We start from the raw sequence: 15,279 nt of genomic DNA, 5'->3' as shown, positions 1-15,279 counted from the left end.
AATTAATTAATGTGGTTTTTTAAAATGGTTAATGAAAAATATTCTAAAGATTTAATTATTTCATATTTTTTCCCAGAATATGTTGATACTGGTGGATTTGTAGTAGCTAAACGTATAATTGAAAATGGGAAGAAAGTGGATGTAATCCAAAATCATATTGAAAATGTTGCATTAGATGATTCTTTAAATGATTTAATTAATGAATATATTGAAGATAAAATAGTTTTACATGCATTCGATACAGAAAAATGGGAATGGAGTGTAATAAAACCTTTTATTGAAGAAGGTATGATAGAGTTAAACAATCAAAAATCTAAAAAAGGTGTTTATAAATCAATATATTCCAGAGCTATGCCTACCCCTGCTCATTTTTTAGCTTTTGAGTATAAAACCCAAAATCCGAATACTAAATGGATTGCTGAATTTTCTGATCCTGTTTTATTTGATAATTATGGTAAAGAAAGAAATACTAAATTACCTGATGAAAAATACATAAAAAAAGTCAATTCAATTATCTCTCATGATGTAAATTTAAAGGAATTGAATCCTAATATTACGCTTGATTCTAATTTAACCTCTATTGAATTTTTATGCGAGTTATTACCTTTTTTATTTGCTGATAAAATTATTTTTACAAATGAAAATCAAAAAAAACTCATGTTAAATAAATTTCTTTTAAAAAATAAAGGAAATTTTAAAAATTTTAAACAGTTTATTGATAATAAAAGTTTAATAAAACCCCAACCAATTTTAAAGAAAAGTGCTTATGAATCTATTCAAAGTAAGTATGAAATCAATCATAATTATATAAATTTTGCATACTTTGGACTTTTTTATGGTAATAGAAATTTTGAGGATGTTTTTTATGCCTTTGAAAATATTTCTCCATTTTTTAAAAGTAAATATAAATTACATATTTTCACATCTCAAACTGAATTTGTTAAAAGAGCAACTTCAGATTTAAAGATAAAAGATAACATTATTATTAATGAAAGTCGTTCATTTTTAGATTTTTTAAATCTCACAACCAAATTCGATGTATTAATAGTTACTGATGCTAACACAGAAGATTACTTTGAAATAAATCCATATTTACCTTCAAAATTATCTGATTATGTTGGAAGTGGAAGCGATATTTGGGGAATTTCTGAATTGGGTAGTATATTAGATTCAAATGAAATAATTAAATATAAATCTAGATTAGGGGATTTTATATCTTCTAAAACTATTGTTAACAAAATAATTCAAGAAAAATTAAATTTAAAAGAAAATAGGGAAGAATTTAATAATTCAGATTCAGAAATCGGAGTAGAAACTCAGGAACAGAATGATATATTAGAATCTAATTTAAATGAAGTAATTAATTACTTAAAAAAGAGAAATATTGGTTTAACTAATGATTTAAATAATGTTATTAATTTAAATCATGAAAAACAATTTTATATTAATAAATTAGAAAATGATTTAAAATCTTATAAAGTTCAATTAAATGATCAACAGATATTGAACTCAAAATATAATGAAGAAATTGATAAAATGATTAATTCCTCTTCCTGGAAAGTTACTAAACCTTTAAGAAGTATAGGTCAAAAAATTAGGAAATAAATTCTTTATAAATGGAGTAAAAATAATGAGTGTGCCATCTTTTAAAACTTTTTTAATTAAATCTAAATTCAATTACAGTAAGGCCTCTTTATATAAAGAAGCTTATGCTAAAATATTAGATGAAAATTTATTTAATGAAGAATTTTACATCAAAAAATATCCTAATATAAAAAATTCAGGGATTAACCCTTTATTACATTACTTATTTTATGGATATAAAGAACATAAAATTCCAGCATTAAATTTTGACAGTAATATCTATTTAGATAAATATCCTTCTGTAAAAAAACTAAATATTAACCCATTGGTTCATTATGTAATGTACGGTAAAAAAGAAGGGAAAAAATCATTTTTATCTCCAACATTAAATTTTTATAATAAATTATTTGAAATCAATTCTTTATTCTTAAATAATTATGTTTTTGATTTTGAGCCTTTAGTTTCTATCATTGTTCTTAATCGTAATGGTTTAAGACATTTAGAGCTTTTATTTAAGGATTTTAATGTTAATACTAATTATGATAATTTTGAGATTATTGTTGTTGATAATGGTTCTAGTGATGGTTCTGTTGAGTTTTTAGAATCTTTGTCTGGGGATTTACCAATTAAGGTTATTAAAAATAGTGAGAATAAGTCTTTTTCTGAGGCTAATAATCAGGCTGTTGATGTTTGTAATGGTGATTATGTTCTTTTGCTTAATAATGACATGGAACCTACTTATGGTTGGTTAAATGAAATGATGGGTGCAATGATTTATAATGATAATGTAGGGGCTGTAGGAGCAAAATTAATCTATCCCTATTACTATGATGAAAAAAACAACTATAAATCATTTTTAATACAACATGTAGGTGATATATTTGATGAAAGAATCAAACCATGTTGTGCTTATGCTTATAACAAAAATAAATTTGAACAACCATATGAAAGTAAAGTAAATAAATCAAATCAAGTGGTAGCTGTAACTGCAGCAGCAATATTAATCAAAAAATCTATTTATAAGGATTTAAATGGACTGAATGAAGAATATTTTTATGGATTTGAAGATGTTGATTTCTCATTAAACCTTAATAAAGCAGGGTATGATATTTTATATTGTTCCGCTGCATTATTATTCCATCATGAATCAAGTACACGTATAAATAACAAAAAAGAATATTTAAAAAACAATGAACTTAATACAAGAACTTTATGGGAAAAACAAGGTAGTTACATTACTCAAAAGATTTTTTTAGATAAAATTCATCATATAAAATTTTTCACAGAAAAACCACTCAAATTCACATTTTTAATTGAAGAATTTAATATAAATTTAAAAAATTATGATTTAATATCTAATTTAGCTAAAAATTTGAATAAAAAAGATTTTAATGTTGATTTGTTGACTTCATCTGATAAACAGGATGCCGGTGATGATACTGATGTTTTAATATCATTTTCTAAAGAATATGATATTAAAAAAGTAAATTGTAGAAAAAACTCTGTAAAAATTCTTTATTTAGATGAAGACTTTGATTTTAATGATAAATTGAATTTTTATGATATAATTTTAACTGAAAAAAATAAGGTTTATAATGAATTAAAGAAAAGTTTTTCACAAAGTAGTTTTTTAGTTAATTTAAATAGTAATTCTTGTGAAGAGATGATGAATATTATTGAAGAATGCATTTTAAATAAATATTAATTTATAGGTTTAAGGTTATTATTATGGGATTAAACAATTTAAACAAACAAAATTTAAGTAAAAAAATTAAATATCATTTTCCTATTGTATATTTACTTTTTAAACCTAATAAGCAGATGTTTAAAAATATTAAAGGATTTAGATCTATTAAGAAAAATAATCTTTTTGATGAAGAGTTTTATTTAAGTAATTATAAGGATGTTAAAGCTTCAGGGATGAATCCTATAATTCATTATATCATTTATGGGTATAAAGAAGGTAAAGATCCAAATAAAGATTTTGATGGAGTTTATTATTCTCATAAATACGGTGACGCATTAAGTAGCAAATTAAGCCCATTAGTCCATTATAGTTTATATGGACTTCAAGAGAATAGGGAATACAAATTAGATAAAAATCTTTTTCCTATAATCCCTTATGAAAAAGTAGTTAATATTCTTAAAAAATTAAATAATAATTTGCCAAAAAATAAATTAATAGAAAATATCCAAAAACATTTGCTTAATTCAAATTATCCTATAAATAAAGATTGTAAATCTAATAAAAAAAGAGTACTTTATTTAGTCCATGAAAAAATAGGTAGTTTTGCCGGGACAGGTTTTACAACTAATGATATTATAGATAATATTCAGGATTCATATGAATGTTATATTTTAACTTCAAATGGATTGGAATTAGAGTTATGGAGGAAAGAGATAGATCATTTTGAAAAATTAGGTCAGTGGGATGTACATTTATCTGATAATTTATCTTTGGATAAGAATGTAAACTTTTCTAAACTCTTATATTCTAAAGAGTTAATGGCAATTTATTTTACAATACTCGTCAATTTAAATATAGATTTAATTCATATTAATCATTTAATAAATCATTCATTTGATATATCAAAAGTAGCTGAAAAGTTAAATATCCCAATCATATTAAGTATACATGATTTTTATTATATTTGTCCATCAATTCATTTATTAAATAAAAACCAAGAATATTGTGAGTTAATCTGTAGAGAAAATAAATGGACATGTGGATGTGTTAATTCAAGTGATGAGATTTCCTTAAAAAATACAATCAATTTATGGAGAAATGAGTCCCTTAAATTTTTAAATCGTTGTTCTTTAATAATAGCACCTTCAAACTATTCCACTGAAGTTTATAAAGATCAATACCCTGAAATTAAAAACAATATAAAAATCATTGAACATGGACGTAACTTACCAAAAAGATTAAATTGCAGTTTAACCCCTAAAAACACTCCAATTAAAATATTATTCCCGGGACATATAAGTAAACACAAAGGATCATTATTAATACGTAAATTAAAAGAAATTGATAAAGATAATAAATTAGAATTTCATTTTATGGGCACTACTTACCCTTCATTAAAACAATATGGGAAAAATCATGGTCGTTACTCAAGAGAAGACTTTGGAAAGTTTGTAAATAATATTAAACCCTCATTTATTGGAATATTTTCAATAATACCCGAAACTTATTCCCATACTTTAACAGAAAGTTGGAATTCAGGAGTACCAGTTATAGCTACAAATTTAGGAGCTTTATCCGAAAGAATAAATAAAACAGGTGGGGGATGGTTAGTAGATTATAAATCTCCTCAAAAAGTATACAATCAAATAATAAAAATTGCTAACAATCCTAAAGAATATGAAAAAGTTGTTGATAACATCTCTAAAATAAAATTCAAATCAAAAAAAGAGATGACTGATGAATATAAAAATGTATATGATGAATTAACATCTCACAAGGAGATTGATTACAATGTCTAAGTATAAGTTAAGTGTGATTATTCCTACTTTTAATACTGGTGTTTTTTTGCATGAGTCTTTAGGTAGTATTATTAATCAGTCTATTGGTTTTGAGAATGTTGAGGTAATATTGGTTGATGATAAGTCTTCTGATCCTTTAACTTTAAGTATTATTGATGATTATGTTTCAAAATATTCTAATATTAAAGTTATTTATTTAGAAGAAAATTCTGGATTTCCCGGTCGTCCTCGTAATGTTGGTATTAATGCTTCTACTAGTGATTATGTAATTGTAATGGATCATGATGATAGTTACGAAATAGATGCATTCGAACATTTATATAACACCATAACTAAAGAAAATGCAGATGTTGTTATATGTAACTTTAATCAAGTATTTAAAGATGGAAGCATACCTTTTAAATCTCTTTTTGGAGATGTATCCTCTATAAAAGTTGAAAATATTGAAGAAAACAAAAAGCTACTACAAATTCCTGCAGCAATTTGGACCCGATTATTTAGAAAATCTTTTCTTAAAAAGCACAATATACGATTTTTAGAAGGAATGTTAGCCGAAGATGTATACGTTGGGGTTAATTCATTATTAAATGCAAAAGGTATAGTTTATTTAAATAGTTATTATGGTTATAATTATAAAACACGAGATACTGATGAAGATAAATCTACAATTCACATCCGAAATAAAAAATATATTGATGCAATTTTAAACGGCTTTTTAAATATCTCCTCCATGATCGAAGAACAAAATAAAGAAAAATATTCTGATGATATATTTAAACCACATTTAACATCTTGGTTATACACAATAGTATTAAGTAATACAAATAAAGAAGAAAGAAAACAACTATTTAAAAAGGCTTCTACTTTATATAAAAAAAGATATGTTGATGACCCCTATTTTAAAGGACGTTACAATAAATTAGTTAATTATATTCAAAATAATCAATTTGATCAAGCAGTAAATGAAAGTATTAAATTAAAATCTATAGAAGAAAATATGAATGTTAAATTAGTAAATGAAATAAAAGAAAATAATAAATTAATTAATAAAACAAAAAATAAATTTAAAAAATCCTTGAAAAAAATATTTAAAAATTAATGATTACAATGTCTAAGTATAAGTTAAGTGTGATTATTCCTACTTTTAATACTGGTGTTTTTTTGCATGAGTCTTTAGGTAGTATTATTAATCAGTCTATTGGTTTTGAGAATGTTGAGGTAATATTGGTTGATGATAAGTCTTCTGATCCTTTAACTTTAAGTATTATTGATGATTATGTTTCAAAATATTCTAATATTAAAGTTATTTATTTAGAAGAAAATTCTGGATTTCCCGGTCGTCCTCGTAATGTTGGTATTAATGCTTCTACTAGTGATTATGTAATTGTAATGGATCATGATGATAATTACGAAATAGATGCATTCGAACATTTATATAACACCATAACTAAAGAAAATGCAGATATGGTATCTTCCAATTATTTTGAAGAATACAATGGTATAAAAGAAAAACATACATATATTTTCGGTCCGGATTTCGATAAAATAAAAATTAGTTCAATAGATGAAGATTTAAGATTTTTTGACATAGGTCCTGCAATATGGATAAAATTGTTTAGAAAATCTTTTCTTAAAGAACATAATATACGATTCTTAGAAGGAATGTTAGCTGAAGATTTAAATTTTTTCATAAATGTCTTATTACAATCTAAATCTATTGTCTATTTGGATAATTACTTTGGTTATAATTATAAGATACGTGATACCGATGAAGATAAATCAACTATTCATGTTCGAAATAAAAAATATTTAGGTGCTATGATTTCAGGCTATTATGAAACATGGGACATGTTAAAAAATTTAAATCAAGAGAAATATTTTTCAAATGTATTCCGGGCTCATTTAGTATTTTGGTTAACAAGTTTCATTGCTAGTAATATTTCAAATAGGGATAAAAAAGATCTTGCAGAAAGAATGGGACCTATATTAAATGAACAATTAAAATATACTCCTGATTTTGGTGAAATAATTTATATTCCATTAGTTAAACCACTTAAAGATAATAATTTTGATGAATTTGTCAAAGCTTCTAATAATATCAAAAAATCCAGAAAAAGAAGAATGAAAATTAAGAATTTTATTCATAAACTTAAAATTTAATTATATACTTTATAAAATTTCATAAAATTTTTTTATTTTAAATGGTAATTTTTATAAAAGAAGAAATAAATAATAAAATTAATAATTTAATATTTAGATTACTAATTTTATTTAATCTAATTTTAAAATCTTAAGAAAGAATATTAAAAACTAATTAGGTATTGCAATGTTTGATAAACGTTTTATTTCAAATTTTACTAAATATAAATTTTTGTTAGTAGAACTTGTGAAAAGAGATATAAAAGGTAAATATAAGGATTCTGTTTTAGGTTTATTATGGAGTTTTTTAAATCCATTATTAACTATGGTTGTATTAACCTTTATTTTTTCTTATGTCTTTCAAATGTCAATTGATAATTTCCCAGTTTATTTTTTAACAGGATTTTTAATATTTAACTTATTTAATGCTGCTACTAATGGTGCAATGGAATCAATTAAAGGGAATGCTGGCATAATTAAAAAAATTTACCTTCCAAAGTATATGTTTGCACTTGGGACAACCTGTTCGGAATTAGTTAATTTTTTAATATCTTTAGTAGTACTAGTTTTAGTAATGCTTGTTACAAATGCACCATTCCATCCTACTATAATATTTACAATAATTCCAGTATTCTTATTAGTTATAATGGCGATTGGTGTAGGTTTAATCTTAGCTACTTTAACAACATTTTTCACAGATATTAGATATTTGTATGGTGTTTTCACTATGACTTTAATGTATGCATCAGCAATATTTTATCCTGTTGAAGTATTACCTCAACAATATCAATTTTTATTTGAATTAAATCCTGTTTATTTAGCTATTGCTGGAGCACGGGATGCTATTCTAGGAGGAATATTTCCTAATATAAAATACATGATTGTATTGGGAATAGTTGCATTTGTATTATTATTTATAGGAATGTATATTTTTTACAAATACCAAGATAAATTCATATTATATTTATAAAAAAATGACAAAATTAAAGAGGAGGTTAAATAATGGGTGCTGATATTGAATCAAATAATGAGATCATAGAAAAATCTATTGAAGATGCAAAGAAAAAAGCTGAGAAAGATAAAAATCTTATTAAAGTAAATAAAAATTATAGTCTCTCTAAAACCTCTGGTCAATTAATAGAAAGGGATAAAAATCATTCTGATAATTTTTTAGATGAACAAGGTTTAGGAAGTACAATTAATGATATAAACACTAAAGAAGAAGATAATGAATTTCAATCACTTCCTTATAATATTTCTAATGAAATAGCCATAAAAGTAGAAAATTTAACAATGGAATTTAATTTAAATCAAGAAAAAGTAGATAATCTAAAAGAATATGTTATAAAAAGGATTAAACACGAGATTAAACCTAAAACACATTTTTTAGCATTAAATAATCTTTCTTTCACAGTTCATAAAGGTGAAAGAGTAGGTATAATAGGATTTAATGGAGCTGGAAAAAGTACATTATTGAAAATTTTAGCAGGGGTTATGAAACCAACTAAAGGTAATGTTGAGTCTCATGGTAGAATTGCACCTTTACTTGAATTAGGTGCAGGTTTTGATTATAATTATACTGGTGAAGAAAATATTTTTTTAAATGGTGCAATTTTAGGATATCAAAAAGATTTTTTACAATCAAAATATGATGAAATAGTTGATTTTTCCGAGTTAGGTGAATTTATTCAAGTTCCAATTAAAAATTATTCTTCAGGTATGCTATCTAAATTAGGTTTTTCAGTTGCAACTATAGTTGAACCAGATATTTTAATTTTAGATGAAGTCTTATCTGTTGGGGATGTAAAATTTAAGAAAAAAAGTGGAGATAAACTTAAATCTATGATGGGTTCTGGAGTAACCGTATTTTTAGTTTCACATTCTGTTGATCAAATTAGACAATTATGTAAAAGAGTTTTATGGTTAGATCACGGTAATCTTGTTATGGATGGGGATGTTGATGAAGTTTGTGATGCTTATATTGAAACAGCTAAAGAAGCATCAGCAGAGGAGTTACATAATATTGAATTATATTAATTAAAAATTTTTGTTAAAACTTTTAGGTCATTGTATGTACTTTAAACACAAGCTAATGGGATTTTTTTTTAATATTTGTAGAATTTTTCCATTAAAATCAAATAAAATAACTTTCATAACAGATAAAAATAAGTCATTTGAAGATAATTTTAAATATATTATCAAGGAATTAAATAAAGAAGAATCTGATTATGATTATACTTTTTTTAAAAAAGATAAAATTTCATTATTAAATTTTTATAATTTAGCAACTTCTAAATATATTTTTTTAAATGATAACTTTTTTCCAATGGCATTTATGAATTTTAATAGGGATGTTAAAATAATCCAATTATGGCATGCACCAGGGGCTTTTAAGAAATTTGGTTATTCTATACTAAAAGATGAATCTAGAAAAGAATTATTAAGTGAAATATCTAGAAAAACAACATATCTTATAGTTACTTCTCATAATATAATTGATTTTTACAAAAATGCTTTTAATATTAATAAAAATAAAATTTTACCTCTTGGAATTCCTAAAACTGATTTTTATTCAAAGGAAAATTTGTCTGAAAAAAATTTAAATAAAATACGAATTAATTTTGAAAAAGAACATCCAGAAATTAAAAATAAGAAAATTATACTTTATGCCCCTACATTTAGGGAAAATGAGAAATATGCTAATATTTTTAATTTTTTCGATGTTAAAAAATTTAATAATCAATTAGGTAAAGATTATGCTTTAATTGTAAGATTACATCCAAAAATAAGAGAAGTTGTTAGTGAAAATTCTAATATATTTAAAATTTTAAAATCAAATGAAGTTATAGATTGCACTCATTATGAAAATGAGCAAGAGTTATTGTTATTGTCAGATATATTAATTACCGATTATTCTTCTATTATGATTGAGTTTAGTTTCTTGAAAAAGCCATCTATTTTCTTTAGTTTTGATTTAGAAGATTATGAAACTAAAGAACGAGGGTTTTATTATAATTATAAAAAAAATGTTCCGGGACCTATCGTTTATGATTCACAAGAATTAATTGATACAATTAAATCTTTAAATTTTGATTTTGATAAAATTGGTAGTTTTGCAAACTATCAATTTGATTATTTTGATGATATGTCTTCTAAACGAATTCTTGATTATGTATTAAAAAATTAATTACAAAATTTTAAAACCCTATTTTTAAGGATTCAATATAATAAATATAAATATTATTTATAATGAAAAACATAATTAAGATAATATATTCTATAAACTTTGTTATTTTGAGTTTAAAGAACTTTTTATTTAATGGTGAAAAACATGATATTTGCGGCTATTTTAGCAGGTGGAACTGGAATTAGAATGGGAAATGTAGATAAACCTAAACAATTTCTTTTCTTAGGAAATAAACCTATAATAATTCACACTATAGAAAAATTTTATATTAATCCTAATTTTAATAAAATCATTGTTTTATGTCCAAAGCAATGGATTAATTATACTAAAGATCTTATTAATAAATACATAAAGGATAATCAAAATATAATAGTTATTGAAGCAGGAAATGTAAGAAATGAAACTATTATGAAAGCTATTAATTACATTGAATCTAATTTTTCAATTAATTCTGAAGATATCATTGTTACTCATGATTCAGTAAGACCATTTGTTACACATAGGATCATTGAAGATAATATTAATGCTGTAATTAAGTATGGTGCGTGTGATACTATAATTCCTGCATCTGATACAATTGTTCAAAGTTTAAACGGTCAATTTGTTAGTGATATTCCAAATAGAATAAATATGTATCAAGGTCAAACACCCCAATCTTTTAAAATTCTCAAATTGAAAGAACTTTACAATAAATTATCTAATAATGAAAAATCAATTTTAACTGATGCTGCAAAGATTTTTATCATGAATAATGAGGATGTTTTTTTAGTTAATGGGGAAGTAACTAATATTAAAATTACATATCCATATGATTTAAAAGTAGCTAATTCAATTCTTAATGAAGAATAATATAAAATATTGGTGGTATTTGATGATTAATATTATATATAGACTTGTTTCTCCAAAGTTATTTGAAGAGGTTTACGGAGAAATAAATGATTTGGAAAATGAGGTTATAGTTCGTCCAACTCACTTGTCAATTTGTAATGCAGATCAAAGATATTATCAAGGTAGTAGAGTTCCAGAAGTATTAAATAATAAACTTCCAATGGCTTTAATACATGAAGGTGTAGGTAAAGTAATTAAAGATGGGACTGGTCATTTTAATGTTGGTGATAATGTGGTTATGATTCCTAATATTCCCATAGAAAATGATAAAGTTATTGCTGAAAATTATTTAACTTCTAGTAAATTTAGATCTAGTGGTTATGATGGATTCATGGAAGATTATGTATCATTAAAACCAGATAGATTAATTAAAATACCTAATAATTGTAATCTTAATGTTTTAGCATTCACTGAACTTGTTACAGTTAGTTATCAAGCAATATTGAGATTTAAAAAACATTCTAATAAAAATAAAAATATTATAGGTATTTGGGGTGATGGTAATTTAGGTTATATCACTTCTCTTCTCTTAAAAATTATATTTCCCAATTCAAAGATAATAGTTTTTGGGGTTAATGATGAAAAATTGGAAATGTTTTCATTTGTTGATAAAACTTATAAAATCAATGAAATACCAAAGGATTTAACTATTGATCATGCATTTGAAGCTGTAGGGGGATTAAATTCTCAGTCCGCAATATCCCAAATTATAGATTTAATAAATCCGGAAGGCACTATTTCTATACTTGGAGTATCTGAATATCCTATTCAAATTAACACTAGAATGATTTTAGAGAAAGGATTAATATTGTTTGGAACAACACGTAGTGGTAGAAAAGATTTCTTAGGGGCTATTAATTTATTTAAAGAAAATCCAAAAATATTAGAATACTTAGAAAATATTATCAATGAAACAATTGAGATAAATAATTTAAATGATATTACTAAAGCATTTGATAAAGATTTTAATTCAAATTTTGGTAAAACTGTTTTAGTTTGGAATAAATAAAAATCATGAAATAAAAGGAGATATTTAATGAATCCAAAAGTTAGTGTTATAATACCAGTTTTTAACAATTCTAATTACATAGAAAATACATTATTATCTCTTATAAACCAAACTTTCAATGATTTTGAAGTTATTATTATTAATGATGGATCATATGATGATAGTATAGAAAAAGTTGATAATTTACTATCTCAATCTAATATTCCTTTTCAAATTTTTTATCAAGAAAATAAAGGAGTTAGTACAGCTAGAAACAAAGGTTTAGATTTGGCTAAAGGAAAATATATAGTTTTTTTGGATGGGGATGATTATATTGGTAAAAATCATATTAAATGGTTATATGAATCAATAATAGAAAAAGATTGCGATTTTTCTTTTACTCAAATGTTAATAATTAGTCAAGATGGAGTAGTACTAACCAAACCAACAGCATATGATTCTATTAAGGGTAAATCTATTATAGGGAATTATGATTTAATAAAACAAGAATTAATGATGAAAATCCCATTTAGATTTTGTCAGATAATGTATGATAAACAAATTTTAGATGAAAATGGTTTAAGATTCACTGCTAATGTATCCTATGGTGAAGACACTGAATTTGCATTAAAATCATTAATTCATGTTAAAAAAGTAGGTTATACTGCTAAACCAAGTTATTTCTATTTACAAAATAGTTCATCTTCAACATCTCAAAGTTTTCTTGAAAGATTTAATTTTATAAAAATATTAGAAAATTTAGCAATATATTATCATGATTATAATATGCCAAAAGAAGAATTAATTAATTATCCTTATGTTGAAGAGTTAATAGATTTAATCACTAATTATAGGATACCCAAAGCTATATTTGGAAATTTAATGTATTTATTTTATAAAAATTATCCGTTTAATAAAGTAATGGATAAAATGAAAGAAATAGATTATGTTAAAAAACTTAGAGGTTTTAAGCCTTATGAAAAAACTGACTTATTGTTTTTATTTAAAACAGAAATATTTTTAATAAGTCCTAAAATTTATTATATTTTATGGAAAACATTTAAAAACAGCATCTAAAATTTAAGTATTAGGTTAATTAAATGAAAGTTTCAATTATAACCCCAAATTATAATGGTGAAAATTTTTTAAATATATATTTTGAATCTTTAATCAGTCAAAATAAACATATAAGAGAAGTTATCATTGTTGATAATGGTTCAACAGATAATAGTGTGAACATTATAAAAGACTATCAAAAGAATTTAGATTATCCCTTACAAATTATTTTAATCCAAAATAAAGAAAATTTAGGTTTTGCAAAGGCAACAAATCAGGGAATAAAAATAGCACAATCTGAATTATTATTATTCTTAAATAATGATGTTGAATTAAATAATAACTCTATATCTCCTTTGATAAATTGTATTACAAAAGATGATTTCATATTTTCATCAGCATCAAAAATGATTCAATTTAATAATAGGAATTTAATAGATGATGCTGGAGATGAATATACTTTATTAGCTTATACAAAAAAAGTAGGTAATGGTCAAAATATAAATAAATATACTAAAGAAAGAGAGACATTTAGTAGTTGTGCAGGTGCAGCTTTATATAAAAGATCCTTAGTAATAAAATTAGGCTGTTTTGATGAAAATTTTTTTGCTTACATGGAAGATGTTGATTTAGCTTACAGAGCACAAATTAATGGATATAAAAATGTATATTGTCCTAAATCAATAGTTTATCATATTGGGAGTGGAAGTAGTGGATCTAAATATAATGAATTTAAAATTCGTTTATCTGCTCGAAATAATGTTTTAGTAATTTATAAAAATCTTCCAATTCCTCAAAAAATAATTAACATAGCATTTATTTTTTTAGGTTTTTTAATAAAATATTTATTTTTTGTTAAAAAAGGTTTTGGGAAGGTCTATTTAACTGGTATTAAAGAAGGATTAAATGATAAAAGTAAAATAAGAAAAGTTCATTATCAAAATAAAAATTTTAAAAATTATTTTAAAATTGAGTGGAAATTAATAGTTAACACTATTAAATTATTTAAAAAATAAATTTTCTTTAAAAATATTATAAGGTTGGGGAAAAAATGGATTTATCAATAATAATAGTTAATTTTAGGACATATGAATTAACAAAAAATTCAATAAATTCAATATTGCTTAGTAATCCCAATTTTACTTATAATATTATAATAATAGATAATAAATCTGATGATGGTAGTTTAGAAAAATTAGAGAAAACTTTCTTTAAAGAAGTAAAAAATCATAAAATAATTTTTATAAAAAATAATTCTAATATGGGATTTGCATATGCAAATAATTTAGCTATTAAAAAATCCACCTCTAAATATGTATTGCTTTTAAATTCGGATACTATAATCAAGGGGGATGTTTTAAATCAATGTTTAAATTATATTAAAAACTATCCTGATGTTGGGGCTTTAGGATGTAAAGTTTCTCTTCCAAATGGAGAGTTAGATAAAGCATGTAAACGTAGTTTTCCAAATCCAATAAACTCATTTTATAAATTATTTCACATTCCTAATAAAAATTCAGATATAAATAATTATAACTTAGATGATTTAGATAACAATGGAGTTTATGAAATCGATTGTTTAGTCGGCGCTTTCATGTTAGTTAAAATGGAAGTAATAAATCAAGTTGGTCTTCTTGATGAAGATTATTTTATGTATGGTGAAGATATCGATTGGTGTTACAGAATTAAAGAATCCGGTTGGAAAATAATTTATTTTGGTAAAAGCGAAATTATACATTATAAAGGTTCTAGCAGTAAAAAAAGTTTTAAATTGGTATATGAATTTCATAAATCAATGTATATATTTTATAAAAAACATTATACAAAAAAATATTCTATTATTGTAAATTTTATTGTATATATTGGAATTTTTTTACAATTTATTGTAAAATTAATTTTAAATTTATTTAAAAGAAATTAATTTGGAATGTTTACTTATCCTTAAATTTTT

The 15,279-nt window shown here is 23.5% G+C and carries 13 protein-coding genes; all 13 read left to right on the top strand.

Going from position 1 to position 15,279, the window contains the following annotated elements; translation table 11 throughout:
• Positions 1-24: 24 nt before the first annotated feature.
• The 13 genes from ACA135_RS08110 to ACA135_RS08050 all read left to right on the top strand — a co-directional run bounded on the left by ACA135_RS08110 (position 25) and on the right by ACA135_RS08050 (position 15,249).
• Positions 25-1,605, top strand: a complete 1,581-nt coding sequence (locus tag ACA135_RS08110; RefSeq protein ID WP_409198245.1) for a hypothetical protein — start codon at positions 25-27, stop codon at positions 1,603-1,605.
• A gap of 25 nt (positions 1,606-1,630) precedes the next feature.
• On the top strand, positions 1,631-3,289 hold the full coding sequence (locus tag ACA135_RS08105; protein WP_409198244.1) for a glycosyltransferase family 2 protein: 1,659 nt from the start codon (positions 1,631-1,633) through the stop codon (positions 3,287-3,289).
• A 23-nt stretch (positions 3,290-3,312) separates the two neighbouring features.
• Positions 3,313-5,070 carry a glycosyltransferase gene (locus tag ACA135_RS08100; RefSeq protein WP_409198243.1) on the top strand — a complete coding sequence of 586 codons (1,758 nt, stop codon included), beginning with the start codon at positions 3,313-3,315 and terminating at the stop codon, positions 5,068-5,070.
• On the top strand, positions 5,063-6,169 hold the full coding sequence (locus tag ACA135_RS08095; RefSeq protein WP_409198242.1) for a glycosyltransferase family 2 protein: 1,107 nt from the start codon (positions 5,063-5,065) through the stop codon (positions 6,167-6,169). Before ACA135_RS08100 ends, ACA135_RS08095 begins: the two co-directional genes overlap by 8 nt.
• A gap of 8 nt (positions 6,170-6,177) precedes the next feature.
• Positions 6,178-7,230: a glycosyltransferase family 2 protein gene (locus ACA135_RS08090; protein WP_409198241.1), complete on the top strand. Its 1,053-nt coding sequence runs from the start codon at positions 6,178-6,180 to the stop codon at positions 7,228-7,230.
• A gap of 166 nt (positions 7,231-7,396) precedes the next feature.
• The gene (locus ACA135_RS08085) at positions 7,397-8,179 is read left to right on the top strand and encodes an ABC transporter permease (protein WP_409198240.1); all 783 of its coding nucleotides are present in this window, start codon (positions 7,397-7,399) and stop codon (positions 8,177-8,179) included.
• A gap of 32 nt (positions 8,180-8,211) precedes the next feature.
• The gene (locus ACA135_RS08080; RefSeq protein WP_409198239.1) at positions 8,212-9,246 is read left to right on the top strand and encodes an ABC transporter ATP-binding protein; all 1,035 of its coding nucleotides are present in this window, start codon (positions 8,212-8,214) and stop codon (positions 9,244-9,246) included.
• Positions 9,247-9,280: 34 nt separating this feature from the next.
• Entirely contained in the window at positions 9,281-10,396 is a 1,116-nt protein-coding gene (locus tag ACA135_RS08075) for a CDP-glycerol glycerophosphotransferase family protein (protein ID WP_409198238.1), read from the top strand.
• Between the two features lie 144 nt (positions 10,397-10,540).
• On the top strand, positions 10,541-11,245 hold the full coding sequence (locus ACA135_RS08070; protein WP_409198237.1) for a 2-C-methyl-D-erythritol 4-phosphate cytidylyltransferase: 705 nt from the start codon (positions 10,541-10,543) through the stop codon (positions 11,243-11,245).
• Between the two features lie 22 nt (positions 11,246-11,267).
• Entirely contained in the window at positions 11,268-12,293 is a 1,026-nt protein-coding gene (locus ACA135_RS08065) for an alcohol dehydrogenase catalytic domain-containing protein (RefSeq protein ID WP_409198236.1), read from the top strand.
• A gap of 27 nt (positions 12,294-12,320) precedes the next feature.
• Entirely contained in the window at positions 12,321-13,349 is a 1,029-nt protein-coding gene (locus ACA135_RS08060) for a glycosyltransferase family 2 protein (RefSeq protein WP_409198235.1), read from the top strand.
• A 23-nt stretch (positions 13,350-13,372) separates the two neighbouring features.
• A complete protein-coding gene (locus tag ACA135_RS08055; RefSeq protein WP_409198234.1) occupies positions 13,373-14,344 on the top strand; it encodes a glycosyltransferase family 2 protein in 972 nt (323 codons plus the stop codon).
• 35 nt (positions 14,345-14,379) lie between these two features.
• The gene (locus ACA135_RS08050; RefSeq protein WP_409198233.1) at positions 14,380-15,249 is read left to right on the top strand and encodes a glycosyltransferase family 2 protein; all 870 of its coding nucleotides are present in this window, start codon (positions 14,380-14,382) and stop codon (positions 15,247-15,249) included.
• Positions 15,250-15,279 lie beyond the last annotated feature (30 nt).

The organism is Methanobrevibacter acididurans (genome assembly GCF_046197875.1).
GTDB lineage: Archaea > Methanobacteriota > Methanobacteria > Methanobacteriales > Methanobacteriaceae > Methanobrevibacter_A > Methanobrevibacter_A acididurans.
Note: the sequence above shows the minus strand (reverse complement) of the source record. Positions and strands in the feature narration are given on the sequence as shown.

Bases quoted from the DNA above. Each gene is read 5' to 3' on its own strand.
- ACA135_RS08060 (WP_409198235.1), top strand. From the start codon at position 12,321: ATGAATCCAAAAGTTAGTGTTATAATACCAGTTTTTAACAATTCTAAT.
- ACA135_RS08110 (WP_409198245.1), top strand. From the start codon at position 25: ATGGTTAATGAAAAATATTCTAAAGATTTAATTATTTCATATTTTTTC.
- ACA135_RS08095 (WP_409198242.1), top strand. From the start codon at position 5,063: ATGTCTAAGTATAAGTTAAGTGTGATTATTCCTACTTTTAATACTGGT.
- ACA135_RS08090 (WP_409198241.1), top strand. From the start codon at position 6,178: ATGTCTAAGTATAAGTTAAGTGTGATTATTCCTACTTTTAATACTGGT.
- ACA135_RS08085 (WP_409198240.1), top strand. From the start codon at position 7,397: ATGTTTGATAAACGTTTTATTTCAAATTTTACTAAATATAAATTTTTG.
- ACA135_RS08050 (WP_409198233.1), top strand. From the start codon at position 14,380: ATGGATTTATCAATAATAATAGTTAATTTTAGGACATATGAATTAACA.
- ACA135_RS08075 (WP_409198238.1), top strand. From the start codon at position 9,281: ATGTACTTTAAACACAAGCTAATGGGATTTTTTTTTAATATTTGTAGA.
- ACA135_RS08105 (WP_409198244.1), top strand. From the start codon at position 1,631: ATGAGTGTGCCATCTTTTAAAACTTTTTTAATTAAATCTAAATTCAAT.
- ACA135_RS08100 (WP_409198243.1), top strand. From the start codon at position 3,313: ATGGGATTAAACAATTTAAACAAACAAAATTTAAGTAAAAAAATTAAA.
- ACA135_RS08070 (WP_409198237.1), top strand. From the start codon at position 10,541: ATGATATTTGCGGCTATTTTAGCAGGTGGAACTGGAATTAGAATGGGA.
- ACA135_RS08065 (WP_409198236.1), top strand. From the start codon at position 11,268: ATGATTAATATTATATATAGACTTGTTTCTCCAAAGTTATTTGAAGAG.
- ACA135_RS08055 (WP_409198234.1), top strand. From the start codon at position 13,373: ATGAAAGTTTCAATTATAACCCCAAATTATAATGGTGAAAATTTTTTA.
- ACA135_RS08080 (WP_409198239.1), top strand. From the start codon at position 8,212: ATGGGTGCTGATATTGAATCAAATAATGAGATCATAGAAAAATCTATT.